This window comes from Streptomyces sp. NBC_01296, assembly GCF_035984415.1.
Classification (GTDB): domain Bacteria; phylum Actinomycetota; class Actinomycetes; order Streptomycetales; family Streptomycetaceae; genus Streptomyces.
Genome location: NZ_CP130720.1, coordinates 1500575 through 1523723 on the forward strand (window position 1 = coordinate 1500575; position 23149 = coordinate 1523723).

Annotated in this window: 21 protein-coding genes; 13 read left to right on the top strand and 8 right to left on the bottom strand. The window is 72.7% G+C overall.

Annotated elements, in window-relative coordinates; all coding sequences use genetic code 11:
- The first annotated feature begins 30 nt into the window (after positions 1 to 30).
- From OG299_RS07150 to OG299_RS07170, 5 genes are all read left to right on the top strand, one after another.
- Complete coding sequence (locus OG299_RS07150) at positions 31 to 1227, top strand: methyltransferase (protein ID WP_327360940.1); 1197 nt, start codon at positions 31 to 33, stop codon at positions 1225 to 1227.
- A 52-nt stretch (positions 1228 to 1279) separates the two neighbouring features.
- A complete protein-coding gene (locus OG299_RS07155) occupies positions 1280 to 2104 on the top strand; it encodes a MerR family transcriptional regulator (protein ID WP_327360941.1) in 825 nt (274 codons plus the stop codon).
- A gap of 107 nt (positions 2105 to 2211) precedes the next feature.
- Positions 2212 to 2862, top strand: coding sequence for a DUF6230 family protein (locus OG299_RS07160; RefSeq protein ID WP_442817494.1), 651 nt, complete (start codon positions 2212 to 2214; stop codon positions 2860 to 2862).
- Positions 2853 to 3293 carry a DUF6114 domain-containing protein gene (locus OG299_RS07165; RefSeq protein WP_327360942.1) on the top strand — a complete coding sequence of 147 codons (441 nt, stop codon included), beginning with the start codon at positions 2853 to 2855 and terminating at the stop codon, positions 3291 to 3293. Before OG299_RS07160 ends, OG299_RS07165 begins: the two co-directional genes overlap by 10 nt.
- Entirely contained in the window at positions 3290 to 3940 is a 651-nt protein-coding gene (locus tag OG299_RS07170) for a hypothetical protein (RefSeq protein WP_266635407.1), read from the top strand. The genes OG299_RS07165 and OG299_RS07170 overlap by 4 nt, the downstream gene beginning before the upstream one ends.
- Before the next feature lie 92 nt (positions 3941 to 4032).
- Here the strand turns inward: OG299_RS07170 and OG299_RS07175 are convergent, their stop codons facing one another.
- Complete coding sequence (locus tag OG299_RS07175; protein ID WP_327360943.1) at positions 4033 to 6789, bottom strand: penicillin acylase family protein; 2757 nt, start codon at positions 6787 to 6789, stop codon at positions 4033 to 4035.
- Positions 6790 to 6954: 165 nt separating this feature from the next.
- Here OG299_RS07175 and OG299_RS07180 point away from each other — a divergent pair, with 165 nt between their 5' ends.
- Complete coding sequence (locus OG299_RS07180) at positions 6955 to 7275, top strand: DUF2087 domain-containing protein (RefSeq protein ID WP_327360944.1); 321 nt, start codon at positions 6955 to 6957, stop codon at positions 7273 to 7275.
- Here OG299_RS07180 and OG299_RS07185 read toward each other — a convergent pair.
- The 5 genes from OG299_RS07185 to OG299_RS07205 all read right to left on the bottom strand — a co-directional run bounded on the left by OG299_RS07185 (position 7247) and on the right by OG299_RS07205 (position 13426).
- Positions 7247 to 8677, bottom strand: a complete 1431-nt coding sequence (locus OG299_RS07185; RefSeq protein WP_266635930.1) for a dihydrolipoyl dehydrogenase family protein — start codon at positions 8675 to 8677, stop codon at positions 7247 to 7249. The two genes, OG299_RS07180 and OG299_RS07185, sit on opposite strands and share 29 nt — an antisense overlap.
- A gap of 171 nt (positions 8678 to 8848) precedes the next feature.
- A complete protein-coding gene (locus OG299_RS07190) occupies positions 8849 to 9247 on the bottom strand; it encodes a thioredoxin family protein (protein WP_266635402.1) in 399 nt (132 codons plus the stop codon).
- A 111-nt stretch (positions 9248 to 9358) separates the two neighbouring features.
- Positions 9359 to 10798 (bottom strand): aldehyde dehydrogenase family protein, encoded by a 1440-nt coding sequence (locus tag OG299_RS07195; protein ID WP_327360945.1) that lies wholly within the window; start codon positions 10796 to 10798, stop codon positions 9359 to 9361.
- A gap of 163 nt (positions 10799 to 10961) precedes the next feature.
- Positions 10962 to 12179 carry a thiolase family protein gene (locus tag OG299_RS07200; protein WP_327360946.1) on the bottom strand — a complete coding sequence of 406 codons (1218 nt, stop codon included), beginning with the start codon at positions 12177 to 12179 and terminating at the stop codon, positions 10962 to 10964.
- A gap of 233 nt (positions 12180 to 12412) precedes the next feature.
- Positions 12413 to 13426, bottom strand: coding sequence for a LacI family DNA-binding transcriptional regulator (locus tag OG299_RS07205; RefSeq protein ID WP_327360947.1), 1014 nt, complete (start codon positions 13424 to 13426; stop codon positions 12413 to 12415).
- 353 nt (positions 13427 to 13779) lie between these two features.
- Here OG299_RS07205 and OG299_RS07210 point away from each other — a divergent pair, with 353 nt between their 5' ends.
- The 6 genes from OG299_RS07210 to OG299_RS07235 all read left to right on the top strand — a co-directional run bounded on the left by OG299_RS07210 (position 13780) and on the right by OG299_RS07235 (position 20441).
- Positions 13780 to 15054 carry an MFS transporter gene (locus tag OG299_RS07210; protein ID WP_327360948.1) on the top strand — a complete coding sequence of 425 codons (1275 nt, stop codon included), beginning with the start codon at positions 13780 to 13782 and terminating at the stop codon, positions 15052 to 15054.
- A gap of 141 nt (positions 15055 to 15195) precedes the next feature.
- Complete coding sequence (locus OG299_RS07215; RefSeq protein ID WP_327360949.1) at positions 15196 to 15900, top strand: alpha/beta fold hydrolase; 705 nt, start codon at positions 15196 to 15198, stop codon at positions 15898 to 15900.
- A gap of 58 nt (positions 15901 to 15958) precedes the next feature.
- Positions 15959 to 17425, top strand: coding sequence for an amidase (locus tag OG299_RS07220; protein ID WP_327360950.1), 1467 nt, complete (start codon positions 15959 to 15961; stop codon positions 17423 to 17425).
- Between the two features lie 1344 nt (positions 17426 to 18769).
- Positions 18770 to 19444 (top strand): O-methyltransferase, encoded by a 675-nt coding sequence (locus OG299_RS07225; RefSeq protein ID WP_327360951.1) that lies wholly within the window; start codon positions 18770 to 18772, stop codon positions 19442 to 19444.
- Between the two features lie 51 nt (positions 19445 to 19495).
- Positions 19496 to 19930, top strand: a complete 435-nt coding sequence (locus tag OG299_RS07230) for an ester cyclase (protein WP_266635387.1) — start codon at positions 19496 to 19498, stop codon at positions 19928 to 19930.
- A gap of 46 nt (positions 19931 to 19976) precedes the next feature.
- Complete coding sequence (locus OG299_RS07235) at positions 19977 to 20441, top strand: type II toxin-antitoxin system PemK/MazF family toxin (RefSeq protein ID WP_327360952.1); 465 nt, start codon at positions 19977 to 19979, stop codon at positions 20439 to 20441.
- A 34-nt stretch (positions 20442 to 20475) separates the two neighbouring features.
- On the opposite strand, the gene OG299_RS07240 is transcribed toward OG299_RS07235, so the two are convergent.
- Together OG299_RS07240 and OG299_RS07245 are read right to left on the bottom strand one after the other, a co-directional pair.
- Complete coding sequence (locus OG299_RS07240; protein WP_327360953.1) at positions 20476 to 20793, bottom strand: hypothetical protein; 318 nt, start codon at positions 20791 to 20793, stop codon at positions 20476 to 20478.
- Positions 20794 to 20813: 20 nt separating this feature from the next.
- A complete protein-coding gene (locus OG299_RS07245) occupies positions 20814 to 21656 on the bottom strand; it encodes a TIGR02452 family protein (protein WP_327360954.1) in 843 nt (280 codons plus the stop codon).
- Positions 21657 to 21786: 130 nt separating this feature from the next.
- On the opposite strand from OG299_RS07245, the gene egtA reads away from it, so the two are divergent.
- A complete protein-coding gene (gene egtA, locus OG299_RS07250) occupies positions 21787 to 23115 on the top strand; it encodes an ergothioneine biosynthesis glutamate--cysteine ligase EgtA (RefSeq protein WP_327360955.1) in 1329 nt (442 codons plus the stop codon).
- The last annotated feature ends 34 nt before the right edge of the window (positions 23116 to 23149 follow it).

Genomic DNA, 23149 nt, shown 5'->3' on the forward strand with positions numbered 1-23149 from the left:
GGCGGCCTCCTCGGTTAGCCTGGGGGCACGATGAACCGTCTGACCACGCCTTTCGGCTCCTACGAGCTCACCCGCTTCCCCGAAGACCCGCGCGACCAGCTCCGCGCCTGGGACGCAGCCGACGAGTACCTGCTGCGCCACCTCGAGTCCGGTACCGGGGAACACGGCCCGGTCGACCTGGCCGGCGCCGGGCAGATCACCATCCTCGGGGACCGCTGGGGGGCGCTGACGACCGCGCTGGCCGCGTACCACCCGACGCAGATCACCGACTCCTACCTCGCCCGGGCCGGCACCGCGGCCAACCTGGACCGGGCCGGGATCGGCACCGCCAAGACCACGGTGCGGCTGCTGACCACGCAGGACGCGCCGCCCGAGCGGATCGACGTACTCCTCGTCCGGGTGCCGAAGAGCCTGGCGCTGCTCGAGGACCAGCTGTACCGGCTGGCCCCGCACGTGCACGCGGGCACCGTCGTCGTGGGCACGGGCATGGTCAAGGAGATCCACACCTCCACGCTGAAACTCTTCGAAAAGATCCTCGGCCCGACGAAGACCTCGCTCGCCGACAAGAAGGCCCGCCTGATCTTCTGCACGCCCAGCGCCACGTCGCCGCGCGCCGTCGACCCGTGGCCGGTGACGTACACGCTGGACGCGGAAGCAGGATCGGGCTCCGGCCTGACCGCCGTCAACCACGCCGGGATCTTCTGCGCGGACCGGCTCGACGTCGGCACGCGCTTCTTCCTCCAGAGCATCCCGAACAACACGAACGGCGCCCGGGTCGTTGACCTCGGCTGCGGCAACGGCATCGTCGGCACGGCGATCGCGATCGCGGACCCCGCCGCGGAGATCGTGTTCACCGACGAGTCGTACCAGGCGGTCGCCTCGGCGAAGGCCACGTTCCGCGCCAACGTCCAGCACGAGCGCGAGCGGGCCGACTTCCTCGTCGGCGACGGCGTGTCCATGCTGGACCCGGCTTCGGTCGACCTGGTGCTGTGCAACCCGCCGTTCCACTCCCACCAGGCGACGACGGACGCGACGGCGCTGCGCATGTTCGCGCAGTCGCGCAAGGTGCTGCGTACGGGCGGTGAGCTGTGGGTGATCGCCAACCGCCACATGGGCTACCACACGCATCTGCGCCGCCTCTTCGGCAACAGTGAAGTCGTCGCGAGCGAGCCGAAGTTCGTCGTACTGCGGGCGGTCAAGCAGGAGATGCGACCGCGCCCCATGTGACCTGCCGGTATACCCGTCGGTACAGCGCGCGGTACGTCCTACACTCGGCCGCGTGAGCAGCCTGGTGCGACAAGACGGCACGGACGACGGCACGCACGACGGTACGCACGACCGTGCGGCCGGCGGTCCCAGCGGCGAGCGCTACCGCCGGGAGGACCTGGCCCGCGCGGCCGGCGTCAAGGTGCGCAACCTGCGCTACTACCAGGAGCGCGGGCTGCTCCCGGCGCCGCGCCGCGAGGGCCGCATCGCGTGGTACTCCGCGGAGCACCTGACCCGGCTGCGGCTGATCAGCAATCTGCTGGGGCGCGGGTACACCGTCAACGGGATCGCCGAGCTGCTGCACGCCTGGGAGGCGGGCGGCGGCCTGTCCCAACTCCTGGGCCTGGAGCGGGCGATGACCCGGGACTGGGTCCAGGAGGACCCGGTCACCATGACCCTGGCCGAACTGCGCGAGCTGTTCGGCCCGTCCGCGACGGCCGAGGACACCCGGCGGGCCGTCGAGCTGGGTCACGTACGGATCGAGGGCGACCGGGTCACGCACCGGAGCCGGCGGCTGCTGGAGGCGACGCTCACGCTCGTGCGGCAGGGCGTGCCGCTGGCGGAGATCCTCGATGCGGGGGACTTCGTACAGACACAGGCGGCCGCGCTCGCCGACCGGTTCGTCGGACTGTTCCGGCGGCATGTGATCGGCCCGGACGGGCTGGAGCAGCTTTCGGCCAGTCAACTGGATCACATCTCGGACGCGGCGGCGGCGCTGCGTCCGGTGGCGGGCGAGGTCGTGGCCGCGGAGTTCGCCCGGGCGATGGCCCGGCGGGTGGCGGCGGAGGTCGCCGAACTGCTGCGCAAGGATGCGGAAGAAGCAGTAACCGATCAGTAGGAGTCGGCCGAAAAGGCACGGTCGAACAACCTTGCCAACCCCCATTGGCACTCTTACATTCAACTCGTCGGTAACAACGGTGCACAGCCGAAATAAGGGACGATCTCATGGCAGATTCCCCCAACTTATCGGATTCCTCCGCCCCGCCCGGCAGAAACGACGAGGGAGGCGGCCGCGTCCGCTGGCGCCGTTTCGCCGTTCTGACCGTCCCCGCCATCGCCGTGACCGCGGGCCTCGGCATCGCCCTCGCGCAGGGCGCGCTCGCCGCCTCCTTCGCCGTGTCGGGCCAGCAGTTCAAGGTGTCGGCGACGAGCCTGGAGGGCGAGGGCTTCGCCCAGTACGGCAGCATCGACGTCAACGCCCGCGAGGAGCTCATCCCGGTGGCGGTGACCGCCATCAAGGAGGCCAAGCTCCACAGCCTCTGCCAATCGGTGGTGACCACGCTCCCGGTCGTCGGCGACATCTCGCTGAACCTCACCGCGGGCAAGAAGACCCCCGTCGAGGCCAGCAACCTGTTCGTCGACGCCACCCAGCTCTCCGGCAACGCCGTCTTCACCAACATCGAGATCGGCCGCGACGCCTCGACCCTCGACAAGGGACCGACGGAAGCCGTGGGCATGCAGGACCTGTTCGCCCAGCAGGCGGACACCGTCACCATCAGCGATCTGCAGCAGACGGCCTGGGCCACGAACGCGGGCACCTTCAAGCTCTCCGGGCTCAGCATGAACATCAGCAAGGGCAAGAAGGAATGCTTCTGAGCCGCTGGCGGCGGTGGCGGCGGGGCAGGCCGTTCTGGGGAGGGCTCTTCGCCGTCCTCGCCGGGGCCGAGATCTGCGCCCTGCCGCTGGCACCGCTGAAGGTGATGCTCCAGCAGGGCGTCGCGGGCATCCCGTCAGTCCTGATGGGCATCGTCATGATCGTGCTCGGTCTCACCGCCTGGTTCTCGCCCGCACAGCGGAGCCTCGCCGGTGTCCTCACCACACTCATCGCGACCGCCGCGCTCGTCCTGTCGAACCTCGGCGGGTTCCTGATCGGCACCCTGCTCGGGATCCTCGGCGGCGGGCTGATGTTCGCCTGGCAGCCGCACGCCGCCGCCCCGCAGTCCCCCACCCCGCAGTCCCCCGTCCCGCAGTCCCCCACCCCAGCCGGCACCACCGCGCACCCCGATCCCCAAGGAGCACAGCCATGAGCCGCACGCGTACCGCGCTCGCCCTCGGGTTGGCCGCCGCCGGAGCGCTGTCGGTGGCCTCGGTCACCGCCACAGCCGCGCCCTCACCCCTGGCCGGATCGACCACCGTCACCCCGGCCGGACACTCCTTCAAGGCCACCCTCAGCGGGAAGGCCACCCTCAAGGCCGGTTCGGTCACGGTGACTTGTACGGTCTCCGTCTCCACCGGCACGGTCCCGGCCGCCCCCGGGAACCAGAACGCCGCCGGGCCGGTCTCGTCGCCGATCTCGCCGCCGACGTACAGCTCGTGCACGTCCAGCGTCTGGGGTGTGACCCCGACGGTCACCACCAGCGGCTCCTGGTCGGTCTCGATGCAGGACGGCTCCCCGATCACCGCCACCATGACCGTCCCGGTGGGCGGGCTCGTCGTGCAGACGTCCGGCCTGGCCACCTGTACGGTCACCGCGGCCCCCTCCGCCCCGGCGAACGTCGCCGGGACCTGGGCGAACGGCGCACCGCCGAGCCTGACCTTCGCCAACGCCTCCGTGCCGGTCACGGTCACCGGCGGGTTCGGCTGCCCGACCAGCGCGACCTCGTCCGTCTTCAACGCCGTGTACAAGGTCACCGACACGACCGACCCGGCGCAGCAGATCACCGTCGGCCCCTGACGGGCGGCGGCAGCCCGTGTGCGGGGAGGCCCGCCGGCCCCGGAGCGATCCGGGGCCGGCGGGCCTTTCGTACGCAACGGGCCCACGGGGCCTCAGCGGTGGGCCGGGAACTCCACCACCTGCTGGTACGTGGGCCGGTTCTGCCAGTTGATCTGCGGATGGCTCAGCCCGCCCACCGGACGCTGCACGATCGAGTCCGCGCACCACTGGTTGCCGGCCGCGCAGGTCCCGTCGGCCGGGTACACGGCCGCCGGGGTGGCGGCAGCCGCCTGCTTGAGGGTGGCCGCCATGACGTCACGGCAGGCGGACAGCGAGCCGCCGCCGCAGTACGCCTTGGCCAGCGGACCGGCGACCGGGCGCCCGAGCACCGTCCGCAGGTCCTTGTCCGCGTAGCTCCACCAGCCGTACTGGAACGCCGACCCGGCATGCGAACCGGTCGGCCCGTGGCCCGCGTTGGGCGCCTCGTCGACGCTCAGGGAGGCGCGCAGGGCGTCGTACAGCGGCGCCCCGAGCCCCGGTTTGAACTCCGCCTCGATCAGCAGCGGCCACCAGGCGTCCATGATCCGGACGGCATCGGCGTGCGCGTACGCCTTCGAGCCCTGCGCGGTCTCCTTGCGCTCGGTCCCCGCCGCCTGCCACGCGGCCAGCTTGTCGACGGCGGCGCCGACGGCCGGATCGGTGACCGGTGCACTGCGCAGCACGGCGAGCAGTTCGGGCAGCAGGTTCTCGGCGCGCAGGTCCGTGACGGCCGCGTCCGCCATGGCCTGGGTGAGCTTGGCACGGGTGACCCCGCCCGCGGCGACGAGCGGTTTGACCCGCTGGTCGAGGAGGTCGCCGCGGTGCACGGAGCCCATCCCGAAACCGGCCGCACTGTAGTCCTCGGCCTGCTTGTTGTTCCAACTGATGTAGTAGTCCTGCCCGATGGACTGCGGATGCTCGGCGGGCGGTGTGTAGGCCGCGGTGTTGGCCGCCGGGTCGAAGCCCTGCCACTCGTACTGCTGCCGGGCGTGCACGGGGAGCGCCGCGTCGACTCCTGCCGGCCGGACCGGGTTCAACCCGCTGTTGTAGTACGCCGCTTCGCGCGAGTCGGCGTAGAACCAGTTGAAGGCGTAGCCGATGTGCTGGGCGGCCTCCTGGAACGTCCGGGCGTCCTTCACGTACGACGGGTCGTTCATCATCTGGAAGCCGATGATCGAGTCGGCCTCGTGGCGGTACGTGGAGCGCAGCGCGGTGTAGGCCACGGGCTTGCCCGCGACGGTGGCGCGATGGGTCACGATGCCGTAGTTCGTCCGCCAGACCTGCATCCGGTACGAGCCGTTCGGCGTCGGGTCGGCCACCGAGGACTTCCAGGCGTTGGTGTGCTCCAGCTTGTCCATGGGGGTGCAGGTGCCGCGGTAGAGGTACGAGGCGCTGGCCGTGGTCGGGGCGCCGCCGCCGGGCTCGCACAGCTCGACGGCGAAGGTGTCGGTGATGTCCTGGCCGGCGGAGGTGGCGCTCCAGGCGTAGTCCTGGCCGCGGCCGAGCTGGACGTACATGCTCACACCGGCGAAGGAGGCGCCGCGGGCGCTGATGCCGGGGCCCTGGATCTCCTGGAGCATGAGGAGTTGGGGCGCGAGGTAGCCGGTCTGCGGGCCGAAGACGGCGACGGGATGGCCGCTCGCGGTCTTCGCCCCGGAGACGAGCAGGGCGTTGGACATGCTCTGCTTGACCGGCTTCGGCGGGTTGGCGGCGGCCGCCGTGGCCGCGGCGCCCGTACGGTCGAAGACGAGCTGCTCGGCGGTGACCGATCCGGGGTCCGGCAGCGCGGTGCCCTGCGGGTTCGCGGGTTTCTGCGCGTACGGGAAGCTCGTGCCGTCGTGGACGGTGAGCACGGCCTCGGGGTCGTTGCGTTCGCGGAAGGACTCCCAGACCCGGGTGCCCTCCTCGAGGCCGTACGTCTGCTGCGCGGAGAGCAGGGAGAGCGCGGCCTGCACCTCGCCGCCGCCTCCGCCGCCGAACAGGCCGCCGACCACGGAGGCGAGGGCGATCAGGTCGGTGATCTTGAAGGGCTGTATCTCACCGGCGTTGGTGATCGAGTCGATGTGGCCGGTGAGCACGTACTCTCCGGGGAAGTAGCGGCCGTTCTTGGACTGGACGCGGTAGGTGTTGATCCCGTCGACGTACGCCTGCGCGTCCTCCATCGCCAGGCGGCCGCGATCACCCTCGGTGGTGCGGATCCGGTCCACCTGGGCCTGGAGGTCGGCCTCGGTGTACGGGGCCTGCGGCCAGAACTGCTGCTCCAGGCCCTGGTTGGCGAGGGCGCCGCCGGCGAACGGGGTCAGGTCGCCGCGGCCGACGTGGCGGAAGAGGTCCATCTGCCAGAGCCGGTCCTGTGCGGCGGCGAAGCCCGCGCCGAAGGAAGTGCCGTAGCGGGTGGTGCCCTTGACGTGGGGGACGCCGGTCTTCTTGTCGCGGGTGATGGTGACGTCGGAACGCGGGCTGGAGGTCGACTCGACCTGGTCGGCGGGGACGCCGAAGGAGGCGTCGTTGAAGAAGTCGTTGACCTTGGCGTCGGTGAGCCCGGGGTAGCCGGCGGCCAGCGAGTCGTAGCGGGCCAGTTGGTCGGAGGCGTGGGCGGGCATCGCGCCGAACGCCTTGTGCAGGAGGATCTGGGCGAGGGTCGCGTTGCCGTTCTGGCCGGGCGGCAGGATGTCCGCGCACCGGCCGCCGCAGTAGTCGGCGACGGGCAGCGGGACGGGGTCGGCGGACGGCGCGGCGGCCGCGGACGCGAGCGGGGAGAGCAGGGCCGCGCCGAGGGCGATCACCCCGGCGGCGACGGCAGTTCTCAGGCGAGCGGTGGGACGTCGCATACGTGCTCCTCCGTGGGGCAGGAAGCGGTCACGGGGGAGGGTACTGGCGGGTCTACCACTCAGTAAGATGAACGACCGTCACTTTTTGCGGGAGTTGGCGCCGGGCCCCGGCCGGTGGCATAAATCCGTTGCCGGACATGCGGGACGTCGGAGAGGCTCGCTTTCATGTCACAGAAAGAGCGCCACGTCGCCGACCTCTTCTCAGGCGGCCGGCTCACCGCCATCCCGCGCAAGGCCGCCCGCCGCGAGCAGCTGCTCGCCCACCTCACCGAGACCCTCTTCGAGGAGGGCCGGACGTACACGGAGCCCGAGGTGAACGACGCGCTGCGCACGGTGCACGAGGACTGCTCGGCGCTGCGCCGCTACCTGATCACCTCGGGCCTGCTGACGCGCACCCGGGACGGCAGCAGCTACCGCCGGGCCTGCGTCGTGGACTCGGCCCTCGCCGGTACGTCCGCTATCCCCGGTACGTCTCCAGCAGCCTGAGCCAGATCTCGCTGATCGTCGGGAACGCCGGGACCGCGTGCCACAGCCGGTCGATCGGGACCTCCCCCGCGACCGCGATGGTGGCCGCGTGCACGAGCTCGGCCGCGCCCGGGCCGACGAAGGTGACCCCGAGGAGCACCTCCCGGTCCAGGTCGACGACCATCCGGGCCCGCCCGCGGTACCCGTCGGCGTACAGGCCCGCGCCCGAGACCTTGCCCAGGTCGTAGTCGACGGCACGCACCCGGTGGCCGGCCCGCTCGGCCTCGGCGAGGGTGAGGCCCACCGCCGCCGCCTCCGGGTCGGTGAACACCGCCTGCGGCAGGGCCTGCGTATCGGCGGTCGCCGCGTGCGCGCCCCAGCGGCCGGTGTCGAGCTCGCCGCCGCCCGCCGCGCGGGCCGCGATCGCGGCGCCCGCGATCCGGGCCTGGTACTTGCCCTGGTGGGTCAGCAGCGCGCGGTGGTTCACATCGCCGACGGCGTACAGCCAGTCGTGGCCCTGGACGCGGCAGCTGTCGTCGACCGGAATCCAGTCGCCGGGCGTCAGCCCGACGGTCTCGAGCCCGATGTCCCCGGTGCGCGGCGAGCGGCCGGTCGCCATCAGCAGCTCGTCGCCCTCCAGGATCTCCCCGCCCTCCAGGACGACCTGGACGGGCCCGGTCGAGCCGCTGCGTACGACCGCCTCGACGGAGACGTCCGTACGGACCACCGCGCCGGCCTCGCGCAGCGCCTCGGCGACCAGCTCTCCGGCGAAGGGCTCCATCCGCGGCAGCAGCCCGGAGCCGCGTACGAGGACCGTGACCTGCGAGCCGAGGGCCTGCCAGGCCGTGGCCATCTCGGCGGCCACCACGGAGCCGCCCACGATCAGCAGCCGGCCCGGCGCCTGCTGGGCGGAGGTGGCCTCGCGGCTGGTCCACGGCCGCGCCCCGGCGAGCCCGGGCACGTCCGGGACCATGGCGCGGGTGCCGGTGGCGACGACCACCGCGTGCCGGGCGGCGAGTACGTGGTGCTCCCCCTCCGGGCTGGTGACGGCCACCTTGCGGACGCCGTACAGGCGGCCGTGGCCCCGGTAGAGGTGGACGCCGATCGAGTCGATCCAGTCGACCTGGCCGTCGTCCTTCCAGCTGCCGGTCCAGTAGTCGCGGTGCGCGAGTACGGCCGCCGCATCGAGCGGCCCGCCGACGGAGCCCGCGAGGCCGGGCACCCGCCGGGCGTCGGCCCTGGCCAGCGCCGGGCGCAGCAGCGCCTTGCTCGGGACGCAGGCCCAGTACGAGCACTCCCCGCCGACGAGTTCGGCCTCGACGAGGGCCGTGGTCAGCCCGGCGGCTCGGGTCCGGTCCACGATGTTCTCGCCGGCCGGTCCCCCGCCGAGCACCACGACGTCGTACTCCACCGCTTCCGACACAGTCACCTTCCGGGGCTCCAGGGGCTCATGTCCCTGTCACCTTACGTGGGGACCGTGGGAGACGCGGCAGACGCGCGGCGACGCGTCCCCGCGATCGGTCGGCGGGGACGCGTCGGCCGGTCGGTGGGCCGTTCAGTGCCCCCGTCGGTGCGCCGTTCGGTGCGCCGGAGCTCAGGCCTGCGCCGTGCCGCCGTTGCCGCCCTGGCCGTCCTGCTGTGACGCGGCGATCTTCGCGCGCACCTCGTCCATGTCCAGCTCCCGCGCCTGCCCGATGAGGTCCGTCAGCGCGTTCTCGGGCAGTGCGCCGGGCTGCGCGAAGATGGCCACCTGGTCCCGGACGATCATCAGCGTCGGGATCGAGCTGATCTGGAAGGCGGCGGCCAGCTCCTGCTGCGCCTCCGTGTCCACCTTGGCGAAGACCAGGTCGGGGTTGGCCTCGGAGGCCTTCTCGTAGACCGGGGCGAACTGCAGGCACGGCCGGCACCAGCCCGCCCAGAAGTCGATCAGCACGAACGGGTTCTCGCTGACCGTCTGGTCGAAGTTGTCCTTGGTGAGCTCGACAGTAGCCACGGCTTCCAGACCTCCTGAGTGGTTCGTATGCCCCTTGAACGATCGGCCGGCCCCGTGCATTCCGCCCGCGGGCCCGGGCCCCGCGGGCGGCGGGTCCCGGGCCCGCGGCCCTCAGAAGGGGTGCCCCGCCGGGGCCGAGCGGACCGTGGTCCAGCGCAGCTCCGTGAACGCGTCGAGGTTCGCCTCGCCGCCGAACCGGGCTCCGGTGCCGGAGGCGCCGACCCCGCCGAAGGGGGCCACCGCCTCGTCGTTCACCGTCTGGTCGTTGACGTGCGCGATCCCGGTCGGGATCCGCCCCGCCAGCTCCAGCCCGCGCGCCGCGTCCCGGGTCACGATCCCGAGAGCGAGGCCGTACGGGCCGGCCGAGGCCAGGGCCACCGCCTCCTCCTCCGTCGCGAAGGACCGTACGGGCGCCACCGGGCCGAAGACCTCCTCCGCGTAGGCGGGGGTGTCGTCCGCGACGCCCGCCAGCACGGTCGGCCGGTAGAACAGCCCCTCGTGGGTGCCCCCGGCGACGAGCTTCGCGCCCTGCTCCGTACTGGCCTCGACCAGGCCGTGGACCCGCTCCAGCTGGCCGCGGTCGATCAGCGGGCCCAGGTGCACCCGGTCGCGGTACGGGTCCCCCACCGCCAGCTCCTCGGCCCGCGCGGCGAGCCGCTCGACGTACTCGTCGTACAGCGAGGCGTGGACGAGATGTCGGCCGGCCGTCATGCAGATCTGGCCCTGGTGGAAGAACGAGCCCCACGAGGCCTGTGCGACGGCGGCCTCGACATCGGCGTCCTTGAGTACGACGAGGGCCGAGTTCCCGCCCAACTCCAGGTGTACCCGCTTGAGATGACGGCCGGCCAGCTCCCCGACGAGCCGCCCGGCGGCCGTGGACCCGGTGAACGACACCACCCGTACCAGCGGGTCGGCGACCACCGCGGCCCCGGTCTCGGCGCCCCCGGGCAGCACGTGCAGCAGCCCGCCCGGCAGCCCGGCCGCGGCGAGGACGGCGGCGAGCGCGAGGCCGCCGCACACGGCGGTGCGCCGGTCCGGCTTGAGCAGCACCGCGTTGCCGAGGGCGAGGGCAGGGGCGACCGAGCGGATCGCCAGGATCAGCGGAGCGTTGAACGGGGCCACCACACCCACCACCCCGGCCGGGACCCGGCGGGTGAACGAGAGCCGCGGCGCCTCGCTCGGCAGCACCTGACCGGCCGGACGGGAGGCCAGCGCGGCGGCCTCGTAGCACTCCTGGGCGGCGACGTGCAGCTCGAAGTCGGCCTTGCCCGGTATGGAACCGGACTCCCGCACCAGCCACTCCCGCAGCTCCTCGGCATGGGCGGCGAACAGGTCGCCGGCCCGGCGCAGGACGGCGGCCCGCTCCATGTGGCCGGCCCGCGCCCAGTCCTCCTGGGCGGCCCGGGCCCGTACGGCGGCCTCCGGGACATCGGCGGGGGCGGCCAGCTCGACGGCGGCGAGGGCAAGGCCGGTGGCGGGTTCGACGACCGGGGCGGAGCCGCCGGTCAGGGTCGTTCCGTCCTGCCAGAGCGTCGGTTCGAGGAGCGGCATGGCGCGGGGCCTCCGGTGGGGATGGGCGGGGCGGGGGGCGGCAGCACGCGCCATCGTGCCAGACCGGAGGCACCACATCAGTTCAGTTATTGGGCAGTTGACGGGCCGCCGTGACCGGAAACGATCGACGGCCGGGCCGCGTACGCGAGTTCGGGGCGGGCGTTCAGCGCTCCAGGACGAGCGCGATGCCCTGCCCGACCCCGATGCACAGCGTCGCCATGCCGGTGCCCGAGCCGGCCGCGGCCAGCTGGTGGGCCACCGAGCCGGCCAGCCGGGCCCCGGAGGCGCCGAGCGGGTGACCGATCGCGATGGCACCACCGCGCGGGTTGAGCACGGCCGGGTCCAGCTCCGGCCAGGCCGCGAGGCAGCCCAACGCCTGCGCAGCGAAAGCCTCGTTGAGCTCGAGCGTGGTCAGATCGGCCAGGCTCCGGCCCGCCTTGGCGAGCGCGTTCCGCACGGCGTCGACCGGGCCCAGGCCGAAGAGCTGCGGCTCGATGCCGGTGACCGCGGAGGCACTGATCCGGGCCAGCGGCTCCCGGCCGGTGGCCGCCAGCCCCTCCTCGTCGGTCAGCAGCAGCGCCGCGGCGCCGTCGTTGAGCGGGGAGGCGTTGGCGGCCGTGACCGTACCCGTGCCGTCCGTCCGGAAGGCGGGCTTCAGGCGGGCCAGCGACTCGGGCGTGGAGCCCTCCCGGATGCACTCGTCGCGTACGAGGTCCACACCGGGGTACGCGACGACCTCGTCCCCGTACTGCCCGGCGGCCCAGGCGGCCGCGGCCTTGCGGTGGCTCTCCAGGGCGAAGAGGTCCTGGGCCTCGCGGGTGATGCCGTGCTTCTCCGCGATGAGTTCGGCGCCCTCGCCGAGCGAGCCCGACCACTCCGCGGGCATGCGCGGGTTGGTCATCCGCCAGCCGAGGGTGGTGGACCACATCTGCTGGTGGCCGGCCGGGAAGGGGCGCTCGGGCTTCTGCACCACCCAGGGGGCGCGGCTCATCGACTCCACTCCGCCCGCGATGGCGACGGAGGCATCGCCCAGCGCGATGGCCCGGGCGGCCTGGATGACCGCTTCGAGGCCCGAACCGCAGAGCCTGTTGACCGTGACCCCGGGGACGGACACCGGGAGCCCGGCGAGCAGGACGGCCATCCGGGCCACGTCCCGGTTGTCCTCGCCCGCGCCGTTGGCATCGCCGAAGACCACGTCGTCGATGCGGGCGGGGTCGAGGTCGGGCGTACGGTCCACCAGCGCCCGCACGACGTGCGCGGCGAGGTCGTCCGGGCGGACCCCGGCGTAGGCGCCGCCGAACTTGCCGATCGGGGTGCGGACGGCGTCGACGACGTAGACGTCGCGGACGCTGCGTCCGTCGCGGGCGGTGCGGATGCTCATCGGGGCTCTCCTGGGCGGATCCGTACGGGCGGCGCCGGAGTGGTGCCGGGTTCGGCACCCGGTGCGGCGCCGGGCGCGCCCGGTGGGGCGCGCCCGCAGTCTCCGTCCGCAGGTCACCGCCTGTCAACGGCCCTCCGTCGGCCATGCGCGGACGGCCTCGGCCGGCGGGGGCGGACGGTCACGGGCTGCTGTCGCGGGCCCGCCGTCAGGGGCCCGCGGTCAGGGGCCCGCCGTCAGGTCGACTCCCGGTGGACGGCCACGGCGGCGATCAGGTCGTGCCGCTGCGTGATCTCGGACGGCTCGCGCACCGCCTGGTCCACCAGCGCGGCCAGATGGTCCCCGGTGGGCAGCTCGATCTGCACCGTGCTCAGCCGGGGCCGCAGCAGCCGGCCGATGAGCAGGTCGTCCGCGCCCATGACCGCGACGTCCTCGGGGACCCGCAGGCCCTCGTCGAGCAGGGCGCGCATCAGCAGCATCGCGTACTCGTCGTTGTACGCGAACACCGCGGCCAGGCCGAGGGAGCGCCAGCGGGCGGCCAGGGCGGCGGCCGACTCCTCCGAGTAGGCCATCGGGAGCGGCTCGATCGCGGCGGCCCCGATCGAGCGGGCGCCCGCCAGCCGGGGCGTGGAGAAGAGCTCAAGCCCCTCCTCCTCGGGGACGACCACGCCGATCCGCCGGTGACCCCGCTCGACGAGATGGGCGGCGGCCCGGGCGCCGACCTCGCTCTGGTCCATGACGAGGGCGTGGGCCCCGGGGACGCCGACCGGGCCCATCGTTATCACCGCGCGGGCGCCGGCCCGCTTGAGCGTGGCCACGTTGTGCGCGGACAGGGCGATCTCGCCGAGGGAGATCACCGCGACCGGGCGCAGCTCGGCCCAGGCACGGGCGGCCTCGTCGCCGCTGAGGCCGAGGCTGCCGTACTGGACCACGGTGTAGTCGAGGCGGCGCAGCGACCACTGGAGCTCATTGAGGAAGGCGCTGTAGAGCGGTCCGATCGGCACGTGCGAGGTGGGCAGCAGCACGATCCGGGTGTGCCCGGCGCGCAGGCTGCGTGCGGCGGCGTGCGGCACGTACCCGAGTTCCTCGGCGGCCTGGCGGACCTTGCGACGGGTCGGTTCGCTGATGCGTACGGCTTCCGCGTTGTTCAGGACGTACGAGACCGTCGCGCGCGACACACCGGCGAGCCGGGCCACGTCGGCGCTGGTCGGCACGGGGGTCGGCTTCGGCGATTTCGATGACTGTGACATTGCCGTGGCATCTTTCCAGACCGATTGCGCCCGGGGGCTAGCGGATGGCCGGAAACGAATGCTACACAGTGGTTACACGATTCATTGACACGTGTAACCCCGGCTCACATCCCCTTCCCCGGGGCCGCGCAGCACGTGTCCGACCATGTCCCGCCGTGCCGTCGCCCTGTCGTGTTCCGTCGCACCCCCGCCGCCACGACAGAGCGGCGCGCACCCTCCCCGCACTCCCTCCGAGTCCCCTTCCACGCCCCCTCCCAGCACCTCCCTGCACCCCTCCCCCGTACCTCTCACCCCACTCCCGCCCCACCCTCACCCACCCTCATCCGTCCGAAGAACCCGCCCAGGAGGGCACCGTGGCCCTTTCCTCCCCCGGCGCCGGTACCGCCGGAGCCACCCCCGACGACGCGTCCGCCGCACCCGCCGCCACCGCCCCGCACGGTCCCGGACGCGGCCTGTTCCCGTTGCTGCTCGTCGGCAACGGCGCGATGTACGCCCTCTACATCGGCGTCGCCGGTGTCCTGCTCGCCCTGCAGGTCGAAGACATCGACCCGGCGAACAAGGTCTCCGACTTCGGCCTGATCGCGGGGGTCTCGGCGATCTTCGCCACGGTCTTCAACCCGGTCGCCGGCGCGCTGTCCGACCGCAGCGGACGGCGCAACCCCTGGATCCTCGGCGGCGGACTCGCCGCCGTACCGGCGATGTTCCTGCTCGGCTTCGCCGACACGATCCTGCTGATCACGATCGCCTGGTGCCTCGGCCAGGCCGTCATGAACGTCTACCAGGCCGCCCTCACCTCCGTGGTCCCCGACCGGGTCCCGCAGTCCGCCCGCGGCAGGGCCTCCGCGGCTGTCGGGCTCGGCCTGCCCTTCGGCTCCACCCTGGGCGCGCTGATCGGCGCGGCGTTCTCGGAGGACTACCGCACCGGGTACCTCGTGTTCGGCGCGATCGTGGCGGGCGCCGCGGTCCTGTTCACCGCCTGCACCCGCGAGGAGCGGCTCCCGACGCGCGCCCCGATGCCCGTCAGGGCGCAGCTCGCCGCCTTCGCCGGCGCCCTGCGGGACCACGACTTCCGGTGGGCTTTCATCGGGCGGGCGCTGCTGGTCCTCGGGTACTTCGCGGTCAGCGGCTACCAGCTGTACATCCTCCAGGACCACACGGTGCTGCCCCACGGCATGGAGCCGGAGGCCGCGGTGGCGGTACTGATGCCGCTGACGAGCGTGGCGATGGTCGTCTCCACGGTCCTCGGCGGCTACCTCTCCGACCGGTTCGACCGCCGCAAGCTCTTCGTGGGCGCCTCCGCGCTGCTGTCGGCCGTCGCGCTCGTGATCCCGGCCGTGTCGACGAGCTGGACGGCGATGCTGGCCTTCGCGGCCGTCAACGGGCTCGCGTTCGGCTGCTACATGGCCGTGGACACGGCGCTGGTGACGATGGTGCTCCCGAAGGCGCAGGATGCGGCCCGCGACATGGGCGTGCTCAACATCGCCAACGCGGGACCTCAGATCATCGCGCCGTTCATCGCCTCGGTGATCGTCTCGCTGAGCGGCGGCTACACCGCGCTGTTCGTCGTCGCAGCGGTCCTGTCGGGGGCGGGCGCCCTGGCGGTGAAGCCGATCCGCAGCGTGCGGTGAGGGGCGGGGACGACCGCCGCCTCGATTCCGGGGATCTCCCCTACCCCCTACTCCTACGTTCCCCCACTCCCCCACTCCCCCCTCCGGCTCTTCCCTCCCACGCTTTTGCCGTGCACCCCGTTTCCCGAGAAAGGCATCACCGTGCAACTGCACACCCACACCTGGGGCGAGGGCGACCGCGTCGCGCTCCTGATCCACGGCATGATGGCCGACCACCGGACCTGGCGCCGGGTCGGTCCCGCACTCGCCGAGCGCGGCTACCGTGTCATCGCCGTGGACCTGCGGAGCCACGGCGCCAGCGGGCGCGGCGAGTACAGCCCGGAGCTCTTCGCGGACGACGTGGCCGAGACCCTGCCGACCGGCGCCGACCTCGCCATAGGCCACTCGCTGGGCGGGCTGACCCTCTCCCTGGCCGCGGACCGGCTGAAGCCGGCGCGGGCGGTGTTCTCCGACCCGGCCTGGCATCTGGCCAGCCCGTCCGAGGGCCTGGGTCCGCAGGTGTTCGCGCAGTTCAAGTCCGCGCCCCGGGAGCAGATCCAGGCGATGAACCCGCGCTGGGAGGAGGCCGACGTCGACGTCGAGCTGGAGACCCTGGCCCTGTGGGACGAGTCGACGGCGCTGAGCCTGGCCCCGCTGTTCGGTACGGACCTGATGCCGGCGGCGCCGGTGGTTCCCTCGCTCGTACAGCTCGCCGACCCGAGCTTCCTCATCTCCCCGGAGCGCGCCGCGCTCCTCGAGGGGCGCGGTTTCGAGGTGCGGTCGGTCGCCGGCGCCGGACACACCATCCACCGGGACGACTTCGACGGCTTCATGGCCTCGCTGGAAGGCTGGGTCCACCCGCTCTAGCCACCCTCGGCCCCTCCCCGTTACCGTCGGTCCTACCGAGCGGTAACGGGGAGGTCCGATGTCGGTGACGTCAGGTACGAAGGCTTCAACTGTCTCTTCTGCTGTCTCTTCTTCTGTCCCTTCTGCTGTCTCTTCCGTCTGTTCCGGTTTGGTGGACACGGCGAAGGCACTCGCCGAAGGAGACGTCTGCGCACGCCGGTTGACCGAGGAGGCCCTCGAGCGGATCGCGGCCGCGCAGCCCGAGCTCAACGCCTTCCGGATCGTACGGACCGAGGCCGCACTCGCCGAGGCGGACGCAGCCGACCGGCGGCTGGCTGCCGGTGAGCGGCTCCCGCTGCTCGGCGTACCGCTCGCCGTCAAGGACGACATGGACATGGCCGGGGAGCCGACGGCGTTCGGCTGCCCCGGGGAATTCCCGCCGAAGACCGCCGACAGCGAGGCCGTACGGAGGCTGCGCGCCGCCGGCGCGATCATCGTCGGCAAGACCCAGACTCCGGAGCTGGGGCAGTGGCCCTTCACCGAGGGCCCGGCGTTCGGCGAGACCCGCAATCCGTGGAACCCCGCCCACACGCCCGGCGGCTCCTCCGGCGGCTCGGCGGCCGCCGTGGCCGCGGGACTGGTCCCGGCGGCGCTCGGGTCCGACGGGGCGGGTTCGGTACGGATCCCCGCGGCCTGGACCCATCTGGTGGGGGTCAAGCCGCAGCGGGGACGCATCTCGACCTGGCCGGAGCCGGAGTCGTTCCACGGGCTGACGGTGAACGGCGTGCTGGCCCGCACCGTCGCCGACGCGGCGCTCCTGCTGGACGCCGCGAGCGGCCAGCACCCCGGGGACCGGCACCACCCGGCACCCGTCTCCGCGGTCGAGGCGATCCGCCGCACGCCGCGCCGGCTGCGCATCGCCCTGTCGTTCGGGATGGCCTTCACGGCGACTCCGAAGTCCCTTGACCCGGAGGTGCGTTCGGCCGTGGAGCGACTGGCCGGGCAGCTCGAGGCGCTGGGCCACGAGGTGGTCCCGGAGGACCCGCGCTACGGGCAGATCGGCCTGACCTTCGTCCCCCGGGCGACCCGGGGCGTACGGGACTGGGCGTCGCGGGTGCCGGATCCCGCCCTGCTGGACCCGCGCACGCACGAGGCGATGCGCACGGGCCGCATCCTGGGCGGGCTGCCGCTCCGGGTGTCCCGCCGGGCGGAAGCGCTGCTGCGGCGGCGGATCGGGGAGATCTTCGGCCGGTTCGACGTGGTCCTGACCCCGACGACGGCCACTCCACCGCTCCGGATCGGGGCCCTGTCCGGACTCGGGGCGATGGCCACGGACCGGGCGATGATCGCGGCCTGCCCGTACGCCTGGACGTGGAACGTCCTGGGCTGGCCGGGGGTCAACATCCCGGCGGGCCTCACGGCCGAGGGCCTCCCGATGGGAGCCCAACTCCTGGGCCCGGAGGGAGCGGAACCGCTACTGCTCGCACTGGCTGCCCAGGCGGAGGCGGCGGGAGCCTGGACGCAGAGGTGGCCGGGCGGGGGGTGAGGGGGGTCTGGGTCGGGAGAGCTGGTCGGGATGCCGGGGCCGGGGTCCGAGCTGACCGGCGTCGGTGTGGGTACGGGGGCGTCCCGTCAGTCCACTGTCCTTCCGTGTCGTGCCGGCCCGTCAAGGGCGCTCCTTCGTCGCGTCGCTTCGCGATGGCCTTCGGCCACCCTTGACCGACCGGCCCGCCCCGGAAAGACAACAGACTGCCGGGAAGCCCCCGAAGGATGGCCGGGGGTTCGGATTCCGACCTGCCCAGATCACAGATGCCGAGCAGGGGCCCCTGTCCATCCGGAGTCCGCTCACCAGGACCACCGAGCCGGACCAGTGATCGGCCCGCAGGGAGGCCGCGACTCCCTCAACGGCCCATGGGAAGCCCTTTCCGGACCCGGGCAGGGTCAACCTGCACCAGACAGCGACCAGATACCCATGGCAGTCCACCTGGGCCCGTGGACGCGTCAGATCGCTACGCGCTCCTCATCTCTTGCGTCCTGGGGCCGTCTGGGGCTGGGCATAGGCCGCCCAGACGCCTCCCAGGGGGCGGTTTTCGAGCGTCTGCACGCTATCTGGGGCGAAAAGAGGGCGAGAAGGAGCCTGATGCCGGATTCCTCAACCCCTCACCCCGGCAGGACGTCTCTTGGCTCCCAAGTGGGCGCCAAAAGGGGACAAACGACCCGCTGTCGCACGCCCGGCCGCCTCTCCGACGGTCGTGGGCGGCCTATGACCAGCCCAAGGCGGGGCGAGGACGCCACGCAGAGAGAAGCACGTAGCGATCTCGGGCGCCTGCGGGCCCACCGCTACCGAGATGGGCATCTGGTCGCTGTCTGGTGCAGGTTGACCCTACCCGGGTCCGGAAAGGGCTTCATCTGGGCCCTTCAGGGACCGCGCCCCTCCCCGCGGCCCGATCACCGGCCCGGCTCGGTGGTCCTGGTTGGCCGGGCGCGGATGGATGGGGCGGCCGTCAGGATCTCTGATGGGCCCTTATCGGAACACGAACCCCCCGGCCATCCTTCGGGGGCTTCCCGGCAGTCTGTTGTCTTTCCGGGGCGGGTCGGTCGGTCAAGGGTGGCCGAAGGCCATCGCGAAGCGACGCGAACGAAGAGAGCGCCCTTGACGGGCCGGCACGACACGGAAGGACAGTGGACTGCCGGGAAGCCCCCGTACCCACACCGACGCCGGTCAGCTCGGACCCCACCCCCGGCATCCCGACCAGCTCTCCCGACCCCGCCCCGCCCCACCCCCACCCCCACCCCTCAACAACCCGTTGAAAGATCCCCGATCTCATGTAAGTTCCCTTTGGGAACTAATCACCCGCGAAAGCGAAACCGAAGGAGATCGGGAGCACTCATGGGTCAGCATCAGCACCAGCAGCTATGGACCGCCGTCGACGACTACTTCGGCGGGCTGCTCGTCGAAGAGGACGAGGCATTGGCCGCGGCCAACGTCGACTCCGACGCCGCGGGGCTGCCCGCGCACCAAGTGGCTCCGAATCAGGGCAAGCTACTCCATCTCCTCGCCCGTATCCACGGTGCCCGCACCATCCTCGAGATCGGCACCCTCGGCGGCTACAGCACCATCTGGCTGGCCCGCGCCCTGCCCGCCGGCGGGCGGCTCGTCACGCTCGAGGTCGACGAGCACTGCGCCGACGTCGCCGCCGCGAACATCGCCCGGGCCGGTCTGGACGAGGTCGTCGACATCCGGCGCGGCCGGGCCGTCGACCTGCTGCCCGAGCTCAAGGACCAGGCCCCGTTCGACCTCGTCTTCATCGACGCCGACAAGCCGTCCAACCCGGAGTACCTGAAGTGGGCGCTCGAGCTCACCCGCCCCGGCAGTGTCATCATCGGCGACAACGTCGTCCGCGACGGCGCCGTCGTCGATCCGGACAGCGCCGACCCGCGCGTCCAGGGCGTCCGCCGGTTCACCGAACTCATCGCCGAGCACCCGAGGTTGACCGCCACCGCCCTCCAGACGGTCGGCAGCAAGGGCTACGACGGTCTCGTCCTGGCCCTGGTCACCGCCTGACCTGCACCCCCTCGTATGCTCGCGTCGACCAACGACTCACAGGGGAACCGCATGAGCACGATCGTGGATGACAACAAACAGACCGTCCTCGGCTTCTTCGCGGCCGTCAGCGAGCGCCGTCCGGATGATCTGGTGAAGTTCATGGCTGCGGACGTCATCGACCACAACAAGATCATCCACGGCGAGGCCGACGAGCCCGGCGCCGCGTTCGACGGCATCCGCAGCCAGCTCGCCGCCTTCGACCCGCTCCTCGTCCGGGTGGACGAACTCGTCGGCGAGGGCGACCGCGTCGTCGCCCGCGTCACCCAGCGTGGCACGCACAACGGCACCCACCCGCGGATGCCGCAGCCGACCGGGCGTGACTTCGAGGTGGAGGCCATCTGGATCTTCACCCTCGCCGAGGGGAAGATCGCACAGATCCGGGCGGTCAGCGACCGCCTCGGCATCTTCCTCCAGCTGGGCTGGGACTGGCCGCAGGCCGACTGACCGGCGCTGCCGCGCAGAGCAGGCCCGAACCAGTAACCTCACCCGAATGACGGCACTTTCCCACCACAGCTCCGACCCCATCGAACAGCCCGGGCGCGGCGGGGCCACCGCCACCACCGAGGCCGATCCGCACGCCATCGGGCCGGTGCGCACCGAGTACGCGCCCGACAAGGACGGTGATCCGGACCCCGGCGAGATCGTCTGGACCTGGGTCCCCTACGAGGAGAACGACGGCCGCGGCAAGGACCGCCCGGTGCTGGTCGTCGCCCGGGAGGCGGGCGGGCGGACGCTGCTGGCCGTACAGCTGTCCAGCAAGCGGCACGACAACGACCGGGAGTGGGTGCCGATCGGGACCGGGCCGTGGGACGGCGCCGGGCGGGAGTCCTGGGTCGATGTGGACCGGGTGCTGCGCGTGCACGAGGCGGGCATGCGGCGCGAGGCGTGCGCCCTGGACCGGGGCCGGTTCCAGCTGGTCGTGAACCGGCTCCGCGAGCGCTACGGCTGGCGGTAGCCGGCGCCGGCCGCGGGTCAGCCGCGGCCGCAGGTCAGCCGCCGAGGCCGACCAGTCCGGTCTCGGCGTAGTGCGGCCAGGTGCCGGCCTGCGCAGCGGGCAGGGCGACCCAGTCCTTGAAGGGGCGCCCTGCCCCGGAGGGGTCGAAGAGTTCGGCGCCGGGCAGGGACAGGGCTTCGGTGTGCGCCGGGGTGCCCACCCCGAGTTTCACGGCGAGGGCATCGCCGTTGAGGCAGGCGAAGACCTTCCCGTGGGCCTTGAGGGCGCGGGCGCCGAACATGGCGCCCGCGGTGACGCCGCGCGGCGCGAGGTCGGCGGCGATGTGGTCGAACAGCGCATCGAGGTCCGTCACAGGACGAGTATGGCGGCCCCCTACCTCCCGAACCCGGCGAAAGCCCGCTCGAACGCCTCCCGGGGCCCCGGATTGCGGTCCAGTACCCCGAACACCACCCGTTCGAAGACCCCCGCGAAGCGTCCCGCCAGCAGTGCCCGGAAGGCCTCCGCGACCTGCGCGGGGTCGTTCTGGAACACCCCGCACCCCCACGCCCCCAGCACCAGCCGCGGGTAGCCGTGCAGCGCCGCCGTCTCCAGGACGCGCTCCGCGCGCCGGGCCAGTGCTGCCGGGATCTCGGCGGCGCGCTCCGGTTCCTGGCGGCGGATGGTGCCCGCGTTCGGCGCCGGGGAGGTGAGGAAGCCCGCCCGGAAGGGGGTGTCCAGCAGTTCGCCCCGGTCGTCGCGGAAGACGGGCACCCCGGGCGAGTGAATCACCCGGTCGGTGTAGAAGGTGCTGCGGCCCGCGCGGTGGATCTCGTAGTACTCCGGGGCCTCCAGCAGGGTCTCGTACAGGGCCGAGGCGCGGCACAGCGCCTCCTCCTGGGCCTTGGCCCCGCGGACGTAGCCGCCCCCGGGATTGCGGGCCGAGGCGAAGTTCAGGACGGCAACCGCAGCCCCGTGGACCGGCGCCGGACCGTCGGCGGCGAGCCTACGGGCTGCGACCGTGCTGCTCTCTCCCGTGACCTCGACGGCCGTTTCACGGCGCCCGGCGGGAAGGTTCTCGTCTGGAATGACCTGGTTTGGCCCATATATCCTGGTTCCGGCCCTGGCTTCCGCCAGGGCGGTGGCGAGGGAGACCTGCCGCCCCGATCGCGTCCGGTATCCACCGGCCGCCACTATGGTCGCGTTCTCCCGCGCGATCTCGCGCAATCTGCTGCTCACGTAGCCATCATCGGCAGCGCGGTGCACCCGCGGCCAGAGATTTTTCCGCGCGGTGGCCCGTTCCCACCTTTCAGGCCGACAAGGACGGGTAGGCATGGTCAAGTCACAACACTGGACAGGAGACCCGTCCATGCCTCAGGACTCACCTGCACCACCCACCCCCCAGACACCGGGTGCCTCAGCTGCGCTGAGCGAGACCGCCGCCGAGGACCTGATCCACGGCATCTGTTTCAAGACCGGCCCGCCCCGCACCCTCGGTGCCGAGCTCGAATGGCTCGTACTGGACGCGGAGCGGCCCGGTCGGATACTGCCGCCCGACCGGTTGACCGCCGCGCACGACGCGGCCCGCGCCCTGCCCCTGAATTCCCGGCTCAGCATCGAGCCCGGCGGCCAGCTCGAGCTCAGCTCGGCCCCCGCCCGCTCCCTCTCCGGCTGCCTGGACGGCCTGCAGGCCGATCTCACCGCCGTACGGTCCGCCCTGAGGTCCCGGGGCCTGGTCCTGCACGGGACCGGCCGCGATCCGCGTCTGCCCCTTCGCCGGCTGCTGTCCAGCCCGCGCTACGACGCGATGGAGATCCACTTCGACCGCACCGGCCCGGCCGGCCGCGCCATGATGTGCGCCTCCGCCTCCGTGCAGGTCTGCGTGGACGCGGGGTACGAGGAACCGGGCCCCCTCGGGTACGGCCGTCGCTGGCGGCTGGCCCATCTGCTGGGCGCCGTGTTCGTGGCGGCCTTCGCCAACTCCCCCGCGCACGAGGGTCCGTACGCCGGCTGGCGGTGCGCCCGCCAGGGGATCTGGAGCGACATCGACGCAAGGCGGGCGCTGGCCCCGCCGCCGGACGCCGAACCGCGTGCCGGGTGGACCCGGCACGCGCTGGACACCGAGGTGATGTGCGTACGGTCGCCCGACGGCGGGCCCTGGGCGGCCCCCCGCGGGCTCACGTTCCGCGACTGGCTCCGGGCCGCAGACAGCGGCGCCGGCACCCGGGGTCCGGACGGCCTACGGGCGCCCACCGCCGAGGACCTGGAATACCACCTGACCACGCTGTTCCCGCCGGTGCGCCCGCGCGGCCACCTGGAGTTCCGGATGATCGACGCCCAGCCCGGCGACGACGGCTGGCTGGTCCCGGTGGCGGTGGTGCACGCGCTGTTCGACGACCCGGAGGCCGCCGAGAGCGCGTACCGGGTGGCGAAGGCGCTGGCCGACACGCACGGGTCGCGGCCCGCGCCGCGCAACCCGCTGTGGCAGTCCGCCGCCCGGCACGGCCTGGCCGATCCGGAGCTGCGCACGGCCGCGGCCGCCTGTTTCCTGGCCGCCGCCGAGGCGCTGCCGCGGCTCGGCGCGAGCCGGCACGTCCAGGACGTGGTCGGCGCGTTCACGGAACGCTTCGTACTCCGCGGCCGCTGTCCGGCCGACGACGGATTCCTGCAGCTCACCGGGACGGGGGCCCGCTCATGACCGCATCACCTACCGCCGATTCCGCGGACCGGAC

Coding starts and splice junctions, on each gene's coding strand:
- OG299_RS07225 (WP_327360951.1), top strand. CDS start 18,770: ATGGGTCAGCATCAGCACCAGCAGCTATGGACCGCCGTCGACGACTAC.
- egtA (WP_327360955.1), top strand. CDS start 21,787: ATGCCTCAGGACTCACCTGCACCACCCACCCCCCAGACACCGGGTGCC.
- OG299_RS07175 (WP_327360943.1), bottom strand. CDS start 6,789: ATGCGACGTCCCACCGCTCGCCTGAGAACTGCCGTCGCCGCCGGGGTG.
- OG299_RS07220 (WP_327360950.1), top strand. CDS start 15,959: ATGTCGGTGACGTCAGGTACGAAGGCTTCAACTGTCTCTTCTGCTGTC.
- OG299_RS07230 (WP_266635387.1), top strand. CDS start 19,496: ATGAGCACGATCGTGGATGACAACAAACAGACCGTCCTCGGCTTCTTC.
- OG299_RS07235 (WP_327360952.1), top strand. CDS start 19,977: ATGACGGCACTTTCCCACCACAGCTCCGACCCCATCGAACAGCCCGGG.
- OG299_RS07180 (WP_327360944.1), top strand. CDS start 6,955: ATGTCACAGAAAGAGCGCCACGTCGCCGACCTCTTCTCAGGCGGCCGG.
- OG299_RS07150 (WP_327360940.1), top strand. CDS start 31: ATGAACCGTCTGACCACGCCTTTCGGCTCCTACGAGCTCACCCGCTTC.
- OG299_RS07205 (WP_327360947.1), bottom strand. CDS start 13,426: ATGTCACAGTCATCGAAATCGCCGAAGCCGACCCCCGTGCCGACCAGC.
- OG299_RS07165 (WP_327360942.1), top strand. CDS start 2,853: ATGCTTCTGAGCCGCTGGCGGCGGTGGCGGCGGGGCAGGCCGTTCTGG.
- OG299_RS07200 (WP_327360946.1), bottom strand. CDS start 12,179: ATGAGCATCCGCACCGCCCGCGACGGACGCAGCGTCCGCGACGTCTAC.
- OG299_RS07195 (WP_327360945.1), bottom strand. CDS start 10,798: ATGCCGCTCCTCGAACCGACGCTCTGGCAGGACGGAACGACCCTGACC.
- OG299_RS07170 (WP_266635407.1), top strand. CDS start 3,290: ATGAGCCGCACGCGTACCGCGCTCGCCCTCGGGTTGGCCGCCGCCGGA.
- OG299_RS07160 (WP_442817494.1), top strand. CDS start 2,212: ATGGCAGATTCCCCCAACTTATCGGATTCCTCCGCCCCGCCCGGCAGA.